This is a genomic window from Paenibacillus apiarius (assembly GCF_017052585.1).
Classification (GTDB): Bacteria; Bacillota; Bacilli; order Paenibacillales; family Paenibacillaceae; genus Paenibacillus_B; species Paenibacillus_B apiarius.
Window position 1 is genome coordinate 5,708,890 of sequence record NZ_JAFFHZ010000001.1, and the last position, 18,053, is coordinate 5,726,942.

An 18,053-nucleotide genomic window follows, 5' to 3' on the forward strand; every position below is an offset into this window, starting at 1 on the left:
ATCAGCAACGACTCATGCAAAGCCTGATATTGGGGCGATACTTTGCGTGGGGCCGGACAGTTATCGTTAATATTGTCGCCCGAGAGAGCTTATATCGTTTCTAATAATGGGCTTTGCACCTTATTTTCCTTTCATAATAAATAAGGGGCTGAAAAGCAATGGTCAAACCATTTATTAGAAACCATCAATATAACTTGATTAAGAAGCAGGCAGGTCTGCTGCAGCATACCTGCAACACCGTTTCCGATCCGAAAGTGGTGGAATCGGTAAAATACAGCGCACAATGCAAAATTATAGAAGCGTTCCCGGAAGCAATGGAGCTGGAAAGGCAGACGTTGGAGCAGATTTCGACGTTTAATGCGTCGGCAGAATTTCATCATTATTTGCTTTCGTTGGAGCCTTATTTGATAGAATTTGCGCACGTGACGGATAAGCAGCTTAAGAAGCTGTTCCCCAAGAACAAAAAGCTGAAGATTCCTGGTTTAGCCGCTATCGATTACCGCTATGTCACTTATCTTGGCTGGACCGACATCGGAACGAATAGAATGTACCTTGTTTATCAGCTGAACGGGCAGCTCGTCGGCGTCGAAGGAAGATATACCCCGGCGAATAAGAAAAGCATATGCTTTTTGTGCAATCGGCATGAAGAGGTTGCGTTATTTACGGCGATCACGAAATCGAAACCGGCTAACGCATCGCCTGACTACTATAAGGCGATCGGCAACTATATGTGTGTGAATAGCGACACCTGCAACAAGAACATGACGGATGTCACCGCATTGGAAAAATTCATTCATGACGTTGTAGGATAATGTATGGAATAGATCGAGAAGAGGCTGTCGAAGCATTTCGGCGGCCTTCTTCTTTGTTCAACATCTATATTTTGGAGGCACAACATGCACATAGAATTAAAAGATATACCGGAATTTCAAAGCCTTAAAGCAATTATCCGAAAAAGAGCACCGGACATGCTAGCAGCTCCATCAGATCGATGGGGCTATGCTAGTGTTAACCGAAGAGTGTGCTAAGAGCAATCCGAAGGCAAAACGGCCCTATCAAAACAAATGATAAGGGCATATCGTACAGAGCTAAATCATAATAAAGTAGAGGGAATCCAGATGGTGTGGCGTTTGTTGCCGATATTAATTTTGTCGAGTAACGTGTTGCGACGAAACTTTTTCCTCGGGGAAAAAGTTTTTTACATTTACAACATATGTTTACTTAGGATAAAATTAACTTACCTAGATGGAACTAATATACATCTCATGATTAAAGTTTCGAACAAAGGAGCTGCCAATGAAAAAATATATGATCTTCGGAGCAAGTAAAGGTTTAGGAGACGCTTTTGCGAAAGGATTGCCTCAGCAGGGAGATCAGGTGTGGGTAGTATCCAGAAATCGACCAAACAGCTTTGATTTGCAGGATGGAGTTAAGCGCATCTGGATTCAGGCAGACCTGTCGAAGCAGGAAGCTGCTGCTGACATTGCAAAGTCTCTTACAGCAGAAACAATTGATGTGCTTATCTATAACGTAGGGATTTGGGAAAAAGACGGGTTTGAAGATCACTATAATTTTGACAAGGATGAGCCAGCCGAAGTTGCCAACATCATTCAGGTAAATATAACGTCGACAATCACTTGCATTCAATCGTTGCTCCCGAATTTACGAAAATCTGGAGCGGGGAAAATTATTTTCATCGGATCAACGGCTGGACTGGAGCACACAAACAATGCTCAGGTGTCCTTTGTCGCTTCCAAATTCGGTCTGCGCGGGATAACGAATGCTGTGCGGGAACATGTTCGCAAGGACAATATAGCCGTTACGTGCATTAATCCGGGTGAGCTTGCAGCGGAAATCCCCTATGAAGCTGGGGCTGAAAAAGCACTCTCTGAATATGGGGGCACCCGAATTCCTGTGCAAGATATTATTTCGCTCGTTAAATGCGTGATCAGCTTGTCAAAAGCAGCTTGTGTCAAAGAAATCCATGTGCCCGCTATGCAGGATGTAAATGCTTAGGCGTTCTACGGAGTAAGCGCCAAATATAAGGTGACACCGCATATAAGAGATGTCCAATTACATAACTTCGTCGCGAGAAGAGCTTGTTAAATCAGACTTTTCTCTTTTTTTATGTAGGAACATTTGTGTTCATCATGCTTGTACCGAGCTTCTTCATTGCAACTTCACCGCGTCATGACCTATTTGAATGAGTAATGCTTGCTATCGGCAACTTGATTCCGATAGTGAATAGTTTATAGGAATGGTGAAACTGCAATGAAGCGGGATGGGGCCGACGCTGGGGGAAATTGAAATTTGAGTATTAAAATCAGCACTTAATATGGAAAGTTTACACAAATAAATACCAATATTTATTACATTTAGTAACTCGCTTAATATATAATGGACCATTAAAGGGCAGTTACAGTCTCTTAATAATTTTTAAAATGGAGGATAGTAAATGAAATCGAAGAAACTAAGAAAATCTTTTCTGGGTATCGTGTTAGCCGTCTCTTTATTTCCAACATCAGTTTTTGCTAGTAATACTACTATTGTACCCGCTCATGACACTCCAAACCAAACTATCAATTCGTACCTAACTGCTTTAAAAGAACAAAATATTTCAGAAGTAATTGAACTTGTGATTGACGAGAGATATGAAACTTCCAATGAATTGAAAGAGAGCTACGAAAATATGGCTCAATACAAGAGAAATCAAATAACAGATTATAATGTCCTAGAAGAAACTCCCCTTTCTTCTGAAGAAGTTAAATATGTCGTTTCCTTATCTGCCGCAGATGGCAGTCAAGAGAATACACCTTTTCACTTAAAAAAAATAAATGATGATTGGAAAGTAATAATTCAAGATGGCGATATTACAGAAGATCCATCTTACATGGAAACAAAACCAGCAACGGAAGAAGAAACGGTTAAAGCTAATATTCAATTATCACAAGAAAATGTTACAGGAGAATCACTCCAGATTATGGCAAACCAATTGATGGATTACAACTGGTGGAATAGAATAGAAGGAAAGACTTTCTATTCGAACCAATCTTTCGATTTTTCAAAAAATCAATTGATGCTGAATTTCAGACAATGGTGGGAAGACAATGGTGTTAATAAAGTAGAAGCAAATGTCACATTGAGAAATGGAGTGGCGATACTACATGGGGGTCTGTACAAGAAACAGGCAACAACCCCGATAATGGCAAACAAAAATATATCTCGGGAGATTCAAAAGGACTAAAAGGCGCAAAATTAAAGTTCAGAATCCCTGCCTATAATCGCCCGGATGACGGGAAATATTCTTTTGCTGGCTTTGGAGAACTTTATTGATCTAAGCTAATACTTAACTAAAGGATTTATTCTGATTAAATCAGAATAAATCCTTTTTTTAGAGTAATCTCAGAAGTCGATTATATGTTGTTCCGGTTTCGCTCATTCAGATAAAAATAGATCATCCCCATAAAGACGCTCCCCCCGATAATATTGCCGAAAGTGACAGGAATCAGATTATGCAAGGCGCCGTACAGCGAGATGCCGGCCGGATGCGGATGCTCCATGAACAATGCGATAGAGAAAGAGGTCATGTTTGCGATGCTGTGCTCGAAGCCGGATATGAAGAAGCAGTAGACAAACAGAATCATCGCAAATATTTTAGGCCCGTCACCCTTCAGGGTCATCGGAATAAAGAATGCCATGCAGACAAGCCAATTGCATAAGATCGCCCGGAAAAATAATTGAAACGTCGATGCCTCCATCTTATGCGCTACTACATCATAAAAAAATACGTTGCTGTTATATCCGCGGAACAATCCAGTGCCCCATAAGAGGGCTGCAAATAAGAGTGCGCCTATAAAGTTGCCGAGATAGCTGGTACCCCAAATTTTAAACGTATCACTCCAAGTCGTCGATCCGCGCAGAGTGGAGAAGGTGAAGTAGAACGTATTCCCCGTGAACAGATCTCCGCCCGCGTAGCCGATCAATATGATAGCCGCTCCAAACGTGACGGCAGCCGTCGTATAGGCGAACGGTGAAGCGCCTTCGTCGAATAGATTGCCCGTCTTAAACGCGACAACCACGCCGAACCCGATGAACATGCTTGCCATGATGGAACGAAGCAGGTACTGGAACTTGTTGGAGTCCCACGCCGCTTTCTTTTTTAATGCTAATGTCTCCACCTGATCTAACGGATGCTGTTCCATGACCTGCTCCTTGTTTCTTTTCTCTTCGTTTAGCACACCCTTAATTGGATAAGATACCCTATAGCGTACGTATCCATGCGTATCGATTGATTATCTGTGCATAGCCTATTACGAGGGTTATTGGTTATAATGGATATGCGAAAAAGAAAAGTAAGGATGGAGTAGCATGCATAACCTCTTAGAACGTTATTACCAATTACGCGAATTGATCTCGGAAGATTCCATAAGACATGATGAATTATTGAAACAGCACACCTATACCCGCATGGGCGGCAAGGCCGATCTGTATGTGACGCCTGACCGTCACGAGGAATTGCAAGTTATCATTAACTTTGCGCGTCAGCATCAACTGCCGCTTACCATTCTCGGCTTTGGCTCCAATCTGATCGTTAAGGACGGCGGGATTCGGGGCATCGTAGTCAACTTGAACAGGCTGAACCAGATTGTCCGCAATGAGCATAAGATTATCGCGCAAAGCGGCGCAGCCATCATCGACGTGTCACGCGCCGCGCTTGAACACCGGCTGTCCGGACTTGAATTCGCCTGCGGCATTCCGGGATCGGTAGGCGGAGCGCTCTACATGAACGCCGGTGCGTACGGAGGCGAGATTGCGGATGTGCTGGAAAGCGCATTGCTGCTAACGCCTGAAGGCGAGCTTGTCCGTCTGACGAAGGAACAGCTCGAATTAGGTTACCGCCGGAGCAATATCGGACCGAACCGGTATATTGTGCTGGAAGCGACTTTCTCGCTTGTGTCAGGCGAATACGATGTGGTTAAGGCCAAGATGGATGAGCTGACACACTTGCGCGAATCCAAGCAGCCGCTTGAATACCCTTCATGCGGCAGCGTCTTTAAGCGTCCTCCGGGCCGCTTTGCCGGCCAGCTGATTCAGGAATCCGGGCTGCAGGGTACGCGGATCGGCGGGGCCGAGGTGTCCACGAAGCATGCCGGGTTTATAGTTAACGTAGACGATGCGACGGCAAGCGAATATATATCGCTTATCCGCCACGTGCAGCAGACGGTCAACGAACGGTTCGGCGTGGAGCTCGAAACCGAAGTGCGTATTATCGGCGAAGACAAGTAGAATCAAGCGGAATAAGATACAGATGCGTTAATGATACCAAGTGAAAGGATGGCTTCACATGAAAGGCTTGGAAACTGTTGAACGTTATCCGAAACGCTGCTCCGAACAGATGGATAAAACCGATGAAACGATGTCCGGAGCAGTTTCTTTGCTGAAGAATGTATTGCGGTACAGCTAGACGTCCGCTTGGTATGGTTCTATTTGGTCCGTAAGGGAATCGTACAGGTCGAGAGTGATTGATTCGGTAATAACCGGCAGAATGCAGAGTTAAGGAATGCCTTGCAAGATTAATCTTCATACAAAAAAAGCAGCACTATCATAAATGCTGCTTTTTTGTTATTTCTAAGCCCCGTTTTAATTCTCCTTTTACAGGTTACTTCTCAAAACAAATTATTCTGTTTTAATAACATACTTACCAAGAAGCCACATTCCACAACTTATGACAAGGAAATATACGGGCATCGTCACCAGTGAACCATTATGAAGAACACTCATTCCCCATGTCATTAAGCTAACCAACAAATAATAACCTAAACTAAATATCGCCCCCGCGGTGCCAACAACATCATGAAAACCGACTAGTGCGAGACTTAGGCAATTGGGCAATGCAATGCCGGCTCCCATTAGCATCATAAACATGGTAAATAAAATACTTGCGATGGCCATGATCTTCGGCATCGTGTCACAAGCACTTGCAACTGTAAGAGCCAATGCTCCAACAGACATAACTAGCAGGCCAATATGAATGATCTTCTCAGGTGCATAAATGGCCAATAATCGTTTGGAGAACATTGCGCCAATAATCGACGCAAGAGCTACAATGATGCCAAAGAAACCATAAACCCCAGGTGACACATGAAAGTGCTCAATAAATAAAAATGGAGCTTCGGCATAGTAACTGAAAATGACCCCATTGATTCCGCCAATCAATGTTCCAAAGACGATTACACGGGGTGACAACAGCATTCTCTTTGCGGTCGATGCAACGGCAACCTTTTTTCTCTTCGTAACATCTGCTGTTTCCGGCAGCCTTAATAGAGCATAGACAAACAAGAATACACTCAAAATAACAAGTGTAAAGAAGACAGCCCGGAAGCCAAGGGCTTGATCAACCCAGCCCCCGATGAGCGGCCCGACTGCGGGAGTAAATGCGATGACTGCAGATATTTGTGCAAACATAGCATGCCGTTGATTACCTGATACACTTTCTCGCAGAATCGTTTGTGTAATGATCGATCCTGTCGCGGCACCAAATGCTTGAACAAAACGGCTTAACAGAAGCATTTCAATAGATGCGGAGAAATAGCACATTAAACTGCCAAGTCCGTATAGAACGAGTCCTCCCAGCATAGCTGGTCTCCGCCCGGTATAATCGGATAACCATCCCCAACAGAAAACACCCAAAGCAAAACCGATAAAGTAAATGCTTAATGTTAACTGTACAGAACTATTTGAGACACCAAGCGCCATAGAAATATCAGGTAATGAAGGTGTGTAAATGGTCTCGCTGATTTGCGGAAAAGCCACAAGCACGATCATTAACAGCAAAGATGGAACTACCTTTTTTTTCACTTTATTTTCGCCCTCCTACAAGCTTATATGACTCCGAACAATATAAGCTTAGCTAGGGAAACGGGGGCTTCATTATCGCAATTCGATTATAGGTCATCACTTTTTTTATAATTCCTTTGAAAGTTTTATAGGAGGGCTTAACAAGACCGCTAATAGGCCGGTTAAACGTAATGTACATTATATCTTCTCAAATCGACTAGTCCAAGTCAATATTTGGAGAATTCCGTTAACGTCAAAATCCGTTTTTCCGTAAGAACAATCCGTTTCAAGGTAGCAATGCTTAACGTTTTTCACTTAACATTCAAAAGTGAAGCGTCAATAATAGATGCTGCGAAAGGGGAAAATGTGAAGATGGCTAGAATTCGATTCAGTATATTTTTTAGTGTATTTGTTGCGATGGTTGCATTGATGATTATTGCTCCTATCATGCCTCCGCTCATCCGCGAATTGGGGTTAAGCGAAACCCACTCGGGCTTGATCATATCATTAGGCTCCATTGCGATGACCTTGATGGCTCCGGTGTGGGGACGGCTAAGTGATATCAAAGGAAGAAAGCCCGTCATTTTGCTTGGCTTCCTGGGCATGTTTGTGAGCTACGTCTTGTTTACGGCGACGATGTATGCTGGACTGTCCGGGCTCATTAAAGGCGGACTGTTAGTCGCATTGCTGATAGCAGCGCGCGCTATGGTTGGTCTGTTTATTCCAGCCGTCCCGTCATCGGCACAGGCGTATATGGCGGATGTCACAGATGAAAAAGACCGTTCTGCAGGCATGGCATTCATTGGCGCCGCAAATGGACTGGGCCTCGTGCTTGGACCTGCGATAGCTGGCGTATTTGCCCTTATCGGACTAATTTGGCCCCTTTATATCGGAGCTTTGCTGCCGATTATAGCATTTGTCGTTGTGCTGCTGTTGATCCCGGCCCATAAACCGATGATCCAAGATAAACCGCCAAAGGTCAACCCGTTTCAAAAAGGCGTTCGCCTTTATTTGTTTGCCGGGCTGGTAACGATGCTCAGTATTGTAACCCTGCAAGTCGTCGGAGGCTTCTATTTCCAGGACCAATTATCTTTGACTACCCAAGAAACTGCGCGCATGCTGTCGATGGGGTTGATGTTTACCGGGGTAGCGATGATCATTACGCAAGGGATTCAAATGAAAAATCAAAGATGGCAGCCCAAACAGCTGCTTCTGGTTGGATCGCTGCTGCTTGTTATCAGTATGGCGCTCTTTTTGTTCCTTATTAGCTTGATCAGCTATTACCTGGCATTCTTTTTGTTTGGGGTAGGAGCGGGCCTTATGATGCCAGGCTTTATGGCGGGTTCATCGCTCGCCGTTTCCCGCGAGCAACAGGGAGGCATAGCGGGTCTTTTGGCATCAGTCCAAGGGATTTCGGCTGTGATTGCGCCAATTCTTAGCACAAGCCTTTACCAAGTAGATAGACATCTTCCGTTTGCGATCATCGCTGCCTTGGTTCTCGTGATGGCCATAACCATGTTTACCGTGACAAATAAGCCTGCCGCAAACAGATCGGTAACCGGACAATAGCAATCATCCATATTAGATGGTTCATTTTTTTATATTCATTGATAATGATTATCTTTATCGTTAATATAGTATTATGATTATAGTCATGTAATCCTTAATCTCATGTTGACTAGACAACAATATATCACCTTATATTACTAAGCACTTGCTGCTAAGCAGACTTATAAGAAGGATGGGATAGACATGAGTGCCAAATCTGAAATGTCAGGCTTGATAAAAATAGCCGGTGAAAAAAAGGGGTTATTAACAGCGGCCAGCTTGTTCTCTATCCTTTCAAGCCTGCTGCAAATCGCACCTTTTATCGCGGTATATAACATTATCGAGGAATTGTTGCGACATGCGCTACAGCCTGCAAGCATAGACAAGGAATATATCCTATATTGGGGTATCTTTGCTCTCATCGCTTTGATTGCCGCGTTACTTACTTTATATATCGGTGTAATGTGTTCTCATATCGCAGCTTTCAACATCCTCTATAAGCTAAGGGTGCGACTGGCTGAGCATGTTGCAAAAGTTCCAATGGGCTATCATACGAAAACGGCAACAGGGGAACTCAAAAAAATAATCGAGGTCAGTGTTGAAAAAATAGAAAAATTTATCGCTCACCAATTGCCTGATACCGTCTGTGCGGTGATTATGCCGATTCTATTGATCAGCTATTTATTTTGGCTCGACTGGCGGCTGGCTCTCGTGCTGCTCATTCCGATCGGCATCGGTTTTTGGCTGCAGTTCCGTATGTTCGGCAACGTAATGGGACAAACGGCCTACAGAGACTTTCAACATGCGGTGGAAGAAATGAATGCAACAGGCGTGGAATATGTCAAGGGTATGCCGGCAGTAAAAGTATTCGGGATCAATGCGGAGTCATTTCTCACTTTCAAGCAAGCAGTGACCAGATACCGCGATATTTCTTTACATATTACCGATTTATTCAAAACACCGTACAGTCTCTTTTTTGTCATTGTAAGCTCTTTGTTTACTTTCATTATCCCCATCGGAATTCTGCTGTTGAGTGGTAATTCCGGCAATCTATCGTTTGCGATTACGTTTATTTTGTTTCTCATTATTGCGCCAAGCTTATCCACGCCGTTGTTGAATTTGATGTATCTGGGCAGCGGGCTGAGAGAAATTGTGGAAGGAAACAAGCGGATTGAAGCGGTGTTTGCGGAACCGGTTGTAACGGAGCCTGCTGTGGCCCAAGTTCCTGTCAGTTACGATATCGCCTTCCAGCATGTTTCATTCGCATATGAACGGAAAGAAAGCAAAGATTTCAAATCGGTATTACAGGACATTCATTTTGTGGCAAAAGCAGGGGAAATGACAGCATTAGTCGGTCCTTCAGGCGGCGGAAAATCGACCATTGCCAATCTATTGCTGCGTTTCTGGGATGTTCAGGAGGGCGAGATCTCGATTGGCGGCGTTCCGATTCGAGAGATGGGAACGAATACGCTGATGGATACCGTCTCCTTTGTATTTCAGGACGTTCATCTTTTTTACGATACGATTGAAGCGAATATTCGAATGGGCAATACAACCGTCTCCAAAGAAGCTGTCATAGCGGCTTCCAAGACAGCCTGCTGCCATGAATTCATCGAGAACCTCGAGCAAGGATACGATACCAAAATCGGCGAAGGCGGCACCTATTTATCCGGGGGAGAGGCGCAACGAATTGCCATCGCTCGGGCGCTGCTTAAAAATGCGCCAATTCTGGTGCTGGACGAAGCGACGGCTTATGCGGACGCTGAAAACGAAAAGAAGATCCAGCAAGGGCTCATTGAGCTTGTGAAAGGGAAGACCGTCCTTATCATTGCTCATCGCCTGTCCACGATTCGTGCGGCAGAACAAATTCTTGTCGTCAAGCAGGGGGAAATCGTCGAACGCGGAAGGCACGACGAACTGCGGGCAGACAACGGGTTGTACGAGCAAATGTGGCAAGCACATCAAAATGCCTCCTCTTGGAGACTGGGTGCGGAGAATATAATATCGCCACAAGCAATTCCTGCAGGGGAGGCTTCCCGATGAATCAATACTTTTACAACATTTCGGCAGGCAACATCAAAAATTTATGGCCTTCCGCTTTTGCGGCCATATTGGACGGCATAACCAAAATCATTCCGGCAGCTTTGCTCGTCGATATTTTCAATACCATTTATGAAGCTTTTGCGTATCCGGAAAAGGGTTTGAACACCGGGCGGATGTGGATCGTATGCATCATTCTGATCGTCTGGCTGATGGTGTCCTATGCCGCTGCTTCTTTTCTTTATGACAAATCCTTTAAAGCCGCCTACAGCTTGGCAGCATCCGGTCGCTTAAAAATGGCCGAGCACCTGCGACATCTATCGTTAGGTTATTTCGGACAGCGCGATCCAGGTGATATGACGAACTTATTGCTGAGCGACTACGGACAAGTCGAACATACGATATCTCACAATGTGCCGCAATTGATTAGCGCGATTATGCTGCCCGTACTGGCATTCGCGGGGCTCGTATTTCTGGACTGGAGAATGGCATTGTCCATGTTCATAGCGGTCCCAATAGGGGGATTGCTGCTGTGGCTGACGGACTCGATTCAAGCGCGCTTAAGTGAACGTCATGTCAAAGCCAAAAACGAGGCTGCCAGTCGACTGCAGGAGTATTTAGCCGGTATACGCGAGATCAAGGCCCACAATATGGGCGGGGATCGGTTTGAACGTTTACGCCTTTCATTTGACCAATTGAAGCACGCTTCGATTCGGCTGGAAGGTCTCGTAGGTCCTCTGATTATGGGAGCGATGCTGCTGATCCGCTCCGGGATGACCATCATGATTTATGCCGGAAGCTATCTGCTTGTTGGCGGAACGTTGACTCTTCCCATCTTTCTTTTGTTCTTGCTGCTTGGGACTCGAATCTTTGAACCGTTAACCGTCGTGTTAATGAACTATGGCGGAATGCGGTATTCTGCTTATAGCGCACAGCGGATCATGGACGTGCAGCAGCATGCACCGATGCAGGGCACGGCAAGCATCGAGTCTTCCGGGCCGATCGTGTTCGACCGGGTCACATTTGGTTATGACGCCGCTACGCCTGTCCTGAAGGACTTGTCTTTTACGATCCAACCGAATACGATCACGGCTTTGGTAGGACCGTCCGGAAGCGGGAAGAGCACCGTAACACGCTTGATTGCGCGCTTCTGGGAAGTTCAACAGGGAGAAATCAGGATTGGGGGACAATCCATTCGAGATGTCAATCCGGAAAACCTGCTGCAGCATATGTCCATGGTATTCCAGGATGTGTATCTATTCCAAGATACGATCGGCAACAACATCCGCATTGGCAACCTAAACGCAACCCAAGCAGAGATTGAAGAAGCGGCCAAGCGCGCTTGTTGTCATGACTTCATCTCCCAATTGCCGCAAGGATATGATACGCCGGTGGGAGAAGGCGGCTCGACATTGTCAGGAGGTGAAAAGCAGCGGATTTCGATTGCCCGAGCATTGTTGAAGAATGCGTCGATTGTGCTGCTGGATGAAGCAACCGCTTCTTTGGATCCGGAGAACGAGCTTGCTGTGCAGCAGGCCATCAATGAACTGGTTGCCAATAAAACGGTTATTCTGATTGCGCATCGCTTCAAAACGATTCAGAACGCAGACCAGATCCTTGTCCTTGAACATGGGCAGCTCGTTGAAGAAGGTACTCATCAGACACTGCTGGACCAAGAAGGATTATATGCCAATTTGTGGAGTCTGCAGCAGGATTCCGATGGCTGGCAAGTGAAATCTTGAATCGACATAAGGATGTTCACAACGAAACTTTTTCCTACGGGAAAAAGTTTTTCGTATTTACAACATATTTTTATTAGGATAAAATGAACTCATCTTGATGGCACTTAGAGTGGAGGAGAATAGCTTTGAAACTGCAAATTGACACCTGGGATTTGAGCGGCGCTTACGGGGACTGGCAAGATGTCACTCCATCCCCCCCACAGAAGCAGCACCATCAAATCTATTCCATTCCGACTGTGAGCGGAACAGGGCATTTACAACGGATTTTCTTAAGACAAGGCTTGGAGATCAATTGGTTCGACGCCGAATTGCACGAGCCGGTTACGATGGATGTCGGGGTTCATTATCCTCACTTGGAAATCTCTTATACGATGTCTGGCACAGGCTGCTGGGAGACATCGACCCAAGCCTTCAACTTATCCGCAGGCGTCTCGTCGCTGATATATATGAGGGAGGCGAGGCTTCATGCCGAGCTCTCCCCAAAAGAGCCTTTGCAGCATATGGAGCTTCGCATCGATTTGCGGCATTTCGATGCCAATCTTCCCGAGCTGGAGCGATTGACAGCCAATCCGGTCTACTGCAGACAAACGGCAGGTTCTCCGCTAATTCCGCTCATCGTGGAGCAAATGAAGCATTGTCCGTATAACGGATCACTTCAGAAGCTTTACTTGGAAGGGAAAGCACTCGAACTGCTGGCCTTTCATTTAGATGGAACGGATAAGGAAGAGATGGGACAGCAAGTCAAATCCAAGCTGACAGCCGAAGATATCCAATGCCTTCATGAAGCGAAGGATATATTATCCCGTACTTGGAAGCAGCCTCCGAGCTTGCTTGGACTTGCAAGATTAACCGGGCTTAATGATTACAAGCTGAAGCTCGGCTTCAAAGAGTTGTTCGGCACGACTGTATTCGGTTATGTGCGAAGCCTGCGAATGAATGAAGCGCGATATATATTAGAGCAAGGAAAAGCCAATGTCAGCGAAACGGCCATCATGGTTGGGTATCACAATGTAAGCCACTTTGCATCGCTCTTTCGCAAAACCTTTGGTTACAACCCTAGTGAATTCGGAAAACTCACCTCCAGAGCGGACCTTGCGCGACAAATGAATCCGCATATTGTTAAGGATCATCCATTTACAGGTGGCAAAGCGTGAAAAACACGGATCATGCATATGTACGATAGTTCAAAGATCATTCAGCCCATGTGCGCTAAATGATCTTTTTGCATTGTTGTTTGATTCATCATAGTAGTACCGTCCCTGTTTATTTGCATCTATTGGGTTCCTCTATGGCCTCATTGAATAAGGGATATTTCAACTGTTTTAGGGAAATCTACAATACAGCTATCATCGCATGACACAAGGAGGTAGGGTTGTGGGCTTATTAAAAAAAATGTTCAAAAACAATCAGAGAAAGAGCAGACCAATGTCAAAAAAGTCTGTGCTAACACCCCAACCGGTATTTCCCACAGTGGAGGAGAACATTCATTATTTGAAAGAAGCGCTGTTTCATACGGACGACCTCGTACGCCAAAAGGTATCGATCCCCGGGCACACGAGCGAGTTTCTCTTTATGCACAGCATGTGCGACCAGAGTAAAATTCGTGAGGAAATATTAAAACCAATTTTGCAACAAAAAGATGGGGATTTAGAAGAACTTTTAATCGCGATGCGCGCGAACAAGCATGGTGATCTTGAGCAAGTGATTGATTTGTTAGTTAAGGGAAATGCCGTGCTCTTTATCGAGGGGATGGAAGATTGCTTTGTTATTGAGGTGAAAGCGAGTCATGTTCGAAATGTTGCCGAACCGAACAATGAGAAAATTGTGGAGGGCTCGCACGAAGGTTTTGTGGAGAGTATCAGTATTAATCTACAACTCGTGCGCAAACATATCGAGAATCGAAATTTGGTTGTGAAACGGTATAAACTCGGAAATGAAACAAAAATTGAAGCGGTGATCGTCTATTTACAGAACTTGGCGAATCCCAAGCTTATCGAAGAAGTCGATCTCAGGATACAAAATATCGACGCTGATAATATCACATCCTCCGAATTTATCGAAGAATATATCGAGGATACATCTTTCTCACCCTTTCCGCAGCTGCTGCATACGGAGAGACCGGATCGGGTCATAGGGAATCTGCTGGAAGGCAGAGTCGCGCTGTTGGCCGAAGGCAGTCCTACGGCCTTAATCATGCCCGTAACCTTCTTTGCCTTTTATCAATCGCCGGACGACTATAGTTTTCGCTCTGTGCAAGGGTCGTTTATCCGATTCATCCGGCTATTCAGTTTTGCCATCGCCATCGGTCTTCCGGCTTATTATATTGCGGTGGTGTCATTTCATTACGAAGTGATCCCACAGGATTTGCTGCTGCCGATCAAAAGCAGTATTGAGCACATTCCGTACCCACCCATCCTTGAGGCCCTGTTTATGGAGCTGACGATTGAATTGCTTCGCGAAGCCGGCATTCGCCTTCCTGGGCCGGTGGGACAAACGATTGGGATCGTCGGCGGCCTCGTTATCGGAGATGCGGTTGTCAAAGCAGGTCTGGTATCGAACGCCATGATCATTGTCGTCGCCTTAACGGCGATTGCTTCTTTCGTGGTGCCTTCTCATGAAATGAGTGCTTCCGTCCGAATACTGCGCTTCCCTGTCATGATAGCCGCATCGCTATTCGGATTCTTCGGGATTGTCTACAGCGTAATGATCATTCTAATCCATTTATGTATATTAGAATCGTTTGGAACGCCCTATTTTGCCCCTGCAGCACCTTTTCGATGGAAGGATTGGAAGGATACGATCATCCGGTTTCCTCAATGGGCATTGAAGCAGCGTTCGAATGATCCAGCTCCACAAAAACTAGATCAACAGGGATCTTCAGGGGAGGAGCAGCAGAACGATGACTAATGCCAAGGATCAAGTTACGCCGGGGCAGCTTGTATTTTTGATTATCCAGACTCAAATTGGCGTCGGGCTGTTAGGGCTGACAAGCAAGGTGCATAGCGCAGCGCGAGGGGATGCATGGATATCCGTGCTGCTGGCGGGTATGCTGGCTCAATTGTTTATTGTCATGATGTGGCGTTTAAGCAGAAGGTTTCCTTCGCTTACGCTGTATGATTATTTGCCTGCTGTATTAGGAAAATATATGGGTAAATTCATCCAATTCGTATATGCAGCTTATTTTATTTTGGTGTCCAGCTTCATCATTATGCAGTTTAGCAGGACGGTACAAGACTGGGTATTAATCGATACGCCCAGATGGATCGTCATGGGCATGATGACGGGCATATGTCTTTATTTGGTTCGAGAGAGCCTGCAAACGATTGCCCGTTTTTTTGTTCTCGTCTTCTTCTGCAACATTGCGGTGATCATCATTTCATCGTATGCGTATATCCATGTTCACTTTCTATATGTATTACCAGTGGGACAGGCAGGCATATGGAATATAACGAAGGGCGCGCACGAAGCCATGACCTCTTTTTCAGGGTACGAGCTTCTGTTGATTTGTTATCCTTTCGTGGAAGGAGGCAGCGCTTGGAAATTCAAGGCAGCAACCTTAGCGAATATCTACACCACCGTATTGTATACCTTTGCCGTCTTTACCAGTCTTATCGTATTCAGTCCAGCGGAGATGGAACTGCTTCCTCAACCCTTGCTTTACATGGTTAAGGCGTTAGCCTTCAGTTTGCTCGAGCGGCCTGACCTCTATTTCATCTCCCTATGGGCGGTCGTGGCGGCCACTTCATTGATGGGTTATACGTTCATGGCATCCAGGGGGATCGCTAATCTCTTTCAGGCGCAAAGCAATCATCGGAAAGCCGTTCCTTACGCGGTGACCCTTGTATTTGTCATTGCCCTGATCTTTCAAGATCCGCTCTTGATTGATATAGTGGGTAAATTTTTAGCCATCGTAAATTATGTGTTTGTATTTGGGATCCCATTCGTTCTATTCATGATTTCCGTTCTGTTCAATGTAAAGGAAGCTAGGGGGAGTACGGGGTGAGATTGGGTATCATCTTATTCGCAGCCTGCTTCATGGCAACGCTGACATCGGGTTGCTGGGATGTGCAAATGCTGAAGGACGATAGAATTGTATACATTGTGGGCTTGGATTTGAGTTCGGATGGGCAGCTTCAGTCGACCATTTCGATACTTGATGTGAGCGGTTCGGACACCGTAAAGAGGGCGAATAGCGAAATCCTTACGGCAAGCGGATATACAAGCAGACATACCCGGGATATTATTGACCGTGAAGTATCCGGTAGATTATCGGCTTCCAAGCTCCGTGTCATTCTAATCGGAGAGTCTTTGGCGAGACAAGGTATTTATCCGGTTCTCGATGTATTATACCGTGATCCTAGAAGCGCTCTGAATGCAAGGATTGCTGTCGTTGCAGGCAAAGCTCATGATGTCATCAATAAGAAAATAACAGGCTCAAAACTAATCGGCGAGCATTTCAACCAGCTGATCCGAAGTGCGGAACGCAGAACGGTTGTTCCAGCAGTTAACATTCAACTGATATGTCCTCCCATGCTGGATCCAGGGGATGATTTTGCTGTCCCGTATATTTCTAATAAAGAGACGAATCCTACGGTTTACGGGATAGCCTTATTTAATGGGGATAAAATAACAAGCACGTTTAACTCAGAAGATTCATTATTGTACTTGCTGATGGCCGATAAATTAGCCAAGAACGCTAGCTTGACGCTTCAAGTAAATCAGGAGGAAAATCAGAACCTGGAAAAATATTTAGCGATGGACATTCAAAAATTAAACCGGAAGATGAAAGTAAACGTCCAAGGAAATCGGAGTATTAAAGTGACGCTGGATTTGAATTTAAAAGTAACTGCAACTGAATACCCGAAGGATCATTTAAATGATAGGCGAACTTTGGGACAGTTGAATAAGAAACTTTCGGAAGAACTGACGAGAAGAGCGCAGGCCATTACGCAGAAAATGCTGCAGGCCAATCATGACGGGTTTGGGATCGGTCGAAGAATAATGGCATACTATCCGAATACATGGAACAATCTGAATTGGATAGAGGATTACCCAAAGGTAGAGTTTGATCCTAAAGTGACGGTAGAGATTGTTAGACATGGAATAATAAACTAAATATACGCGTACGAGCATGCGTATTTTGCAAAAGTAGTGGTGGATTAAATTACTGTGGACCTCACCTGCTTCAGACTTGAATTATCACCCGCAATGGTATATTATGTTAGGGAATGAACGTTCATTCTGCATGAAAGGTGAGATCTAGTGACGACGAATAAGAGAGAAGATATTTTGCTAGCAGCATTGAATCTTTTTACCGCACGTGGTTTCGATGCGACGACCGTACCGATGATAGCAGACACCGCAAAAGTAGGCGCCGGTACCATTTATCGATATTTCGACAATAAAGAGGTTCTGCTGAATTCCTTGTTTCAAGAATGCGTAGAGCAATTTTTCCAGGCGATAACGCAAGGTTTTCCTGAATCCGGAACCATTCGCCAGCAGTTTCATCACATTTTTTTTCAAACAATCCACTTCGCAAAAGGGAACAGGGAAGCTTTTTCGTTCATCGACTCGCACTTGAATCCTCGATTACTGGACGATAAAAGCCTGAAATCATTCGAAATAGGCATGGATTTTATTCGTCACTTTTTAGTCCAAGGACAGCAGCAAGGCATTATCTCCTTGTTACCGCCTAATGCGTTGATCTCCATTTTCTATGGTGCTCTCGTCAAATTATTTGAAACGATAAGAGCGGAGGTACTGGAGGAAACGGATGAACTTCTTGCAGGCGTGGAGGAATGCTGCTGGAATGCGATCCGGGTCCATTGACTCGGTCGTCTTCATAACGCAAGCGGAATGAACATTCATTCCTATTTTAGTCCGCGT

14 protein-coding genes are annotated in these 18,053 nt (G+C 45.2%); 12 read left to right on the forward strand and 2 right to left on the reverse strand.

The window, feature by feature from the left end:
• Window positions 1-158: 158 nt before the first annotated feature.
• From JSQ80_RS25255 to JSQ80_RS25265, 3 genes are all read left to right on the forward strand, one after another.
• On the forward strand, window positions 159-812 hold the full coding sequence (locus tag JSQ80_RS25255) for a FusB/FusC family EF-G-binding protein (protein ID WP_206097224.1): 654 nt from the start codon (window positions 159-161) through the stop codon (window positions 810-812).
• A 484-nt stretch (window positions 813-1,296) separates the two neighbouring features.
• Window positions 1,297-2,016 carry an SDR family NAD(P)-dependent oxidoreductase gene (locus tag JSQ80_RS25260; protein WP_206097225.1) on the forward strand — a complete coding sequence of 240 codons (720 nt, stop codon included), beginning with the start codon at window positions 1,297-1,299 and terminating at the stop codon, window positions 2,014-2,016.
• A 439-nt stretch (window positions 2,017-2,455) separates the two neighbouring features.
• Window positions 2,456-3,244 (forward strand): DUF4878 domain-containing protein, encoded by a 789-nt coding sequence (locus JSQ80_RS25265; protein WP_206097227.1) that lies wholly within the window; start codon window positions 2,456-2,458, stop codon window positions 3,242-3,244.
• Window positions 3,245-3,413: 169 nt separating this feature from the next.
• On the opposite strand, the gene JSQ80_RS25270 is transcribed toward JSQ80_RS25265, so the two are convergent.
• Complete coding sequence (locus tag JSQ80_RS25270) at window positions 3,414-4,202, reverse strand: formate/nitrite transporter family protein (RefSeq protein WP_206097228.1); 789 nt, start codon at window positions 4,200-4,202, stop codon at window positions 3,414-3,416.
• A 166-nt stretch (window positions 4,203-4,368) separates the two neighbouring features.
• On the opposite strand from JSQ80_RS25270, the gene murB reads away from it, so the two are divergent.
• Window positions 4,369-5,286: a UDP-N-acetylmuramate dehydrogenase gene (murB, locus tag JSQ80_RS25275; RefSeq protein ID WP_206097230.1), complete on the forward strand. Its 918-nt coding sequence runs from the start codon at window positions 4,369-4,371 to the stop codon at window positions 5,284-5,286.
• Between the two features lie 390 nt (window positions 5,287-5,676).
• Here the strand turns inward: murB and JSQ80_RS25280 are convergent, their stop codons facing one another.
• Entirely contained in the window at window positions 5,677-6,858 is a 1,182-nt protein-coding gene (locus JSQ80_RS25280; RefSeq protein ID WP_206097231.1) for a multidrug effflux MFS transporter, read from the reverse strand.
• Window positions 6,859-7,209: 351 nt separating this feature from the next.
• Between JSQ80_RS25280 and JSQ80_RS25285 the strand changes: the two genes are divergently transcribed.
• The 8 genes from JSQ80_RS25285 (at window position 7,210) to JSQ80_RS25320 (ending at window position 17,996) form a co-directional block, all read left to right on the forward strand.
• Window positions 7,210-8,406: an MFS transporter gene (locus tag JSQ80_RS25285; protein WP_206097235.1), complete on the forward strand. Its 1,197-nt coding sequence runs from the start codon at window positions 7,210-7,212 to the stop codon at window positions 8,404-8,406.
• A gap of 183 nt (window positions 8,407-8,589) precedes the next feature.
• Entirely contained in the window at window positions 8,590-10,428 is a 1,839-nt protein-coding gene (locus JSQ80_RS25290; protein WP_206097236.1) for an ABC transporter ATP-binding protein, read from the forward strand.
• Window positions 10,425-12,167, forward strand: coding sequence for an ABC transporter ATP-binding protein (locus JSQ80_RS25295; RefSeq protein ID WP_206097237.1), 1,743 nt, complete (start codon window positions 10,425-10,427; stop codon window positions 12,165-12,167). Before JSQ80_RS25290 ends, JSQ80_RS25295 begins: the two co-directional genes overlap by 4 nt.
• A 125-nt stretch (window positions 12,168-12,292) precedes the next feature.
• Window positions 12,293-13,321, forward strand: a complete 1,029-nt coding sequence (locus JSQ80_RS25300) for a helix-turn-helix transcriptional regulator (RefSeq protein WP_206097238.1) — start codon at window positions 12,293-12,295, stop codon at window positions 13,319-13,321.
• Window positions 13,322-13,592: 271 nt separating this feature from the next.
• A complete protein-coding gene (locus JSQ80_RS25305) occupies window positions 13,593-15,074 on the forward strand; it encodes a spore germination protein (protein ID WP_206097240.1) in 1,482 nt (493 codons plus the stop codon).
• Window positions 15,067-16,170, forward strand: coding sequence for a GerAB/ArcD/ProY family transporter (locus tag JSQ80_RS25310; protein ID WP_206097242.1), 1,104 nt, complete (start codon window positions 15,067-15,069; stop codon window positions 16,168-16,170). Before JSQ80_RS25305 ends, JSQ80_RS25310 begins: the two co-directional genes overlap by 8 nt.
• Entirely contained in the window at window positions 16,167-17,282 is a 1,116-nt protein-coding gene (locus JSQ80_RS25315) for a Ger(x)C family spore germination protein (protein ID WP_206097243.1), read from the forward strand. Before JSQ80_RS25310 ends, JSQ80_RS25315 begins: the two co-directional genes overlap by 4 nt.
• Before the next feature lie 147 nt (window positions 17,283-17,429).
• Entirely contained in the window at window positions 17,430-17,996 is a 567-nt protein-coding gene (locus tag JSQ80_RS25320) for a TetR family transcriptional regulator (protein WP_206097244.1), read from the forward strand.
• Window positions 17,997-18,053: the final 57 nt, after the last annotated feature.

Excerpts from the sequence above, each read along its gene's own strand:
- JSQ80_RS25295 (WP_206097237.1), top strand. The coding sequence starts at position 10,425 with ATGAATCAATACTTTTACAACATTTCGGCAGGCAACATCAAAAATTTA.
- JSQ80_RS25290 (WP_206097236.1), top strand. The coding sequence starts at position 8,590 with ATGAGTGCCAAATCTGAAATGTCAGGCTTGATAAAAATAGCCGGTGAA.
- JSQ80_RS25265 (WP_206097227.1), top strand. The coding sequence starts at position 2,456 with ATGAAATCGAAGAAACTAAGAAAATCTTTTCTGGGTATCGTGTTAGCC.
- JSQ80_RS25305 (WP_206097240.1), top strand. The coding sequence starts at position 13,593 with ATGTCAAAAAAGTCTGTGCTAACACCCCAACCGGTATTTCCCACAGTG.
- JSQ80_RS25260 (WP_206097225.1), top strand. The coding sequence starts at position 1,297 with ATGAAAAAATATATGATCTTCGGAGCAAGTAAAGGTTTAGGAGACGCT.
- JSQ80_RS25285 (WP_206097235.1), top strand. The coding sequence starts at position 7,210 with ATGGCTAGAATTCGATTCAGTATATTTTTTAGTGTATTTGTTGCGATG.
- murB (WP_206097230.1), top strand. The coding sequence starts at position 4,369 with ATGCATAACCTCTTAGAACGTTATTACCAATTACGCGAATTGATCTCG.
- JSQ80_RS25310 (WP_206097242.1), top strand. The coding sequence starts at position 15,067 with ATGACTAATGCCAAGGATCAAGTTACGCCGGGGCAGCTTGTATTTTTG.
- JSQ80_RS25255 (WP_206097224.1), top strand. The coding sequence starts at position 159 with ATGGTCAAACCATTTATTAGAAACCATCAATATAACTTGATTAAGAAG.
- JSQ80_RS25270 (WP_206097228.1), bottom strand. The coding sequence starts at position 4,202 with ATGGAACAGCATCCGTTAGATCAGGTGGAGACATTAGCATTAAAAAAG.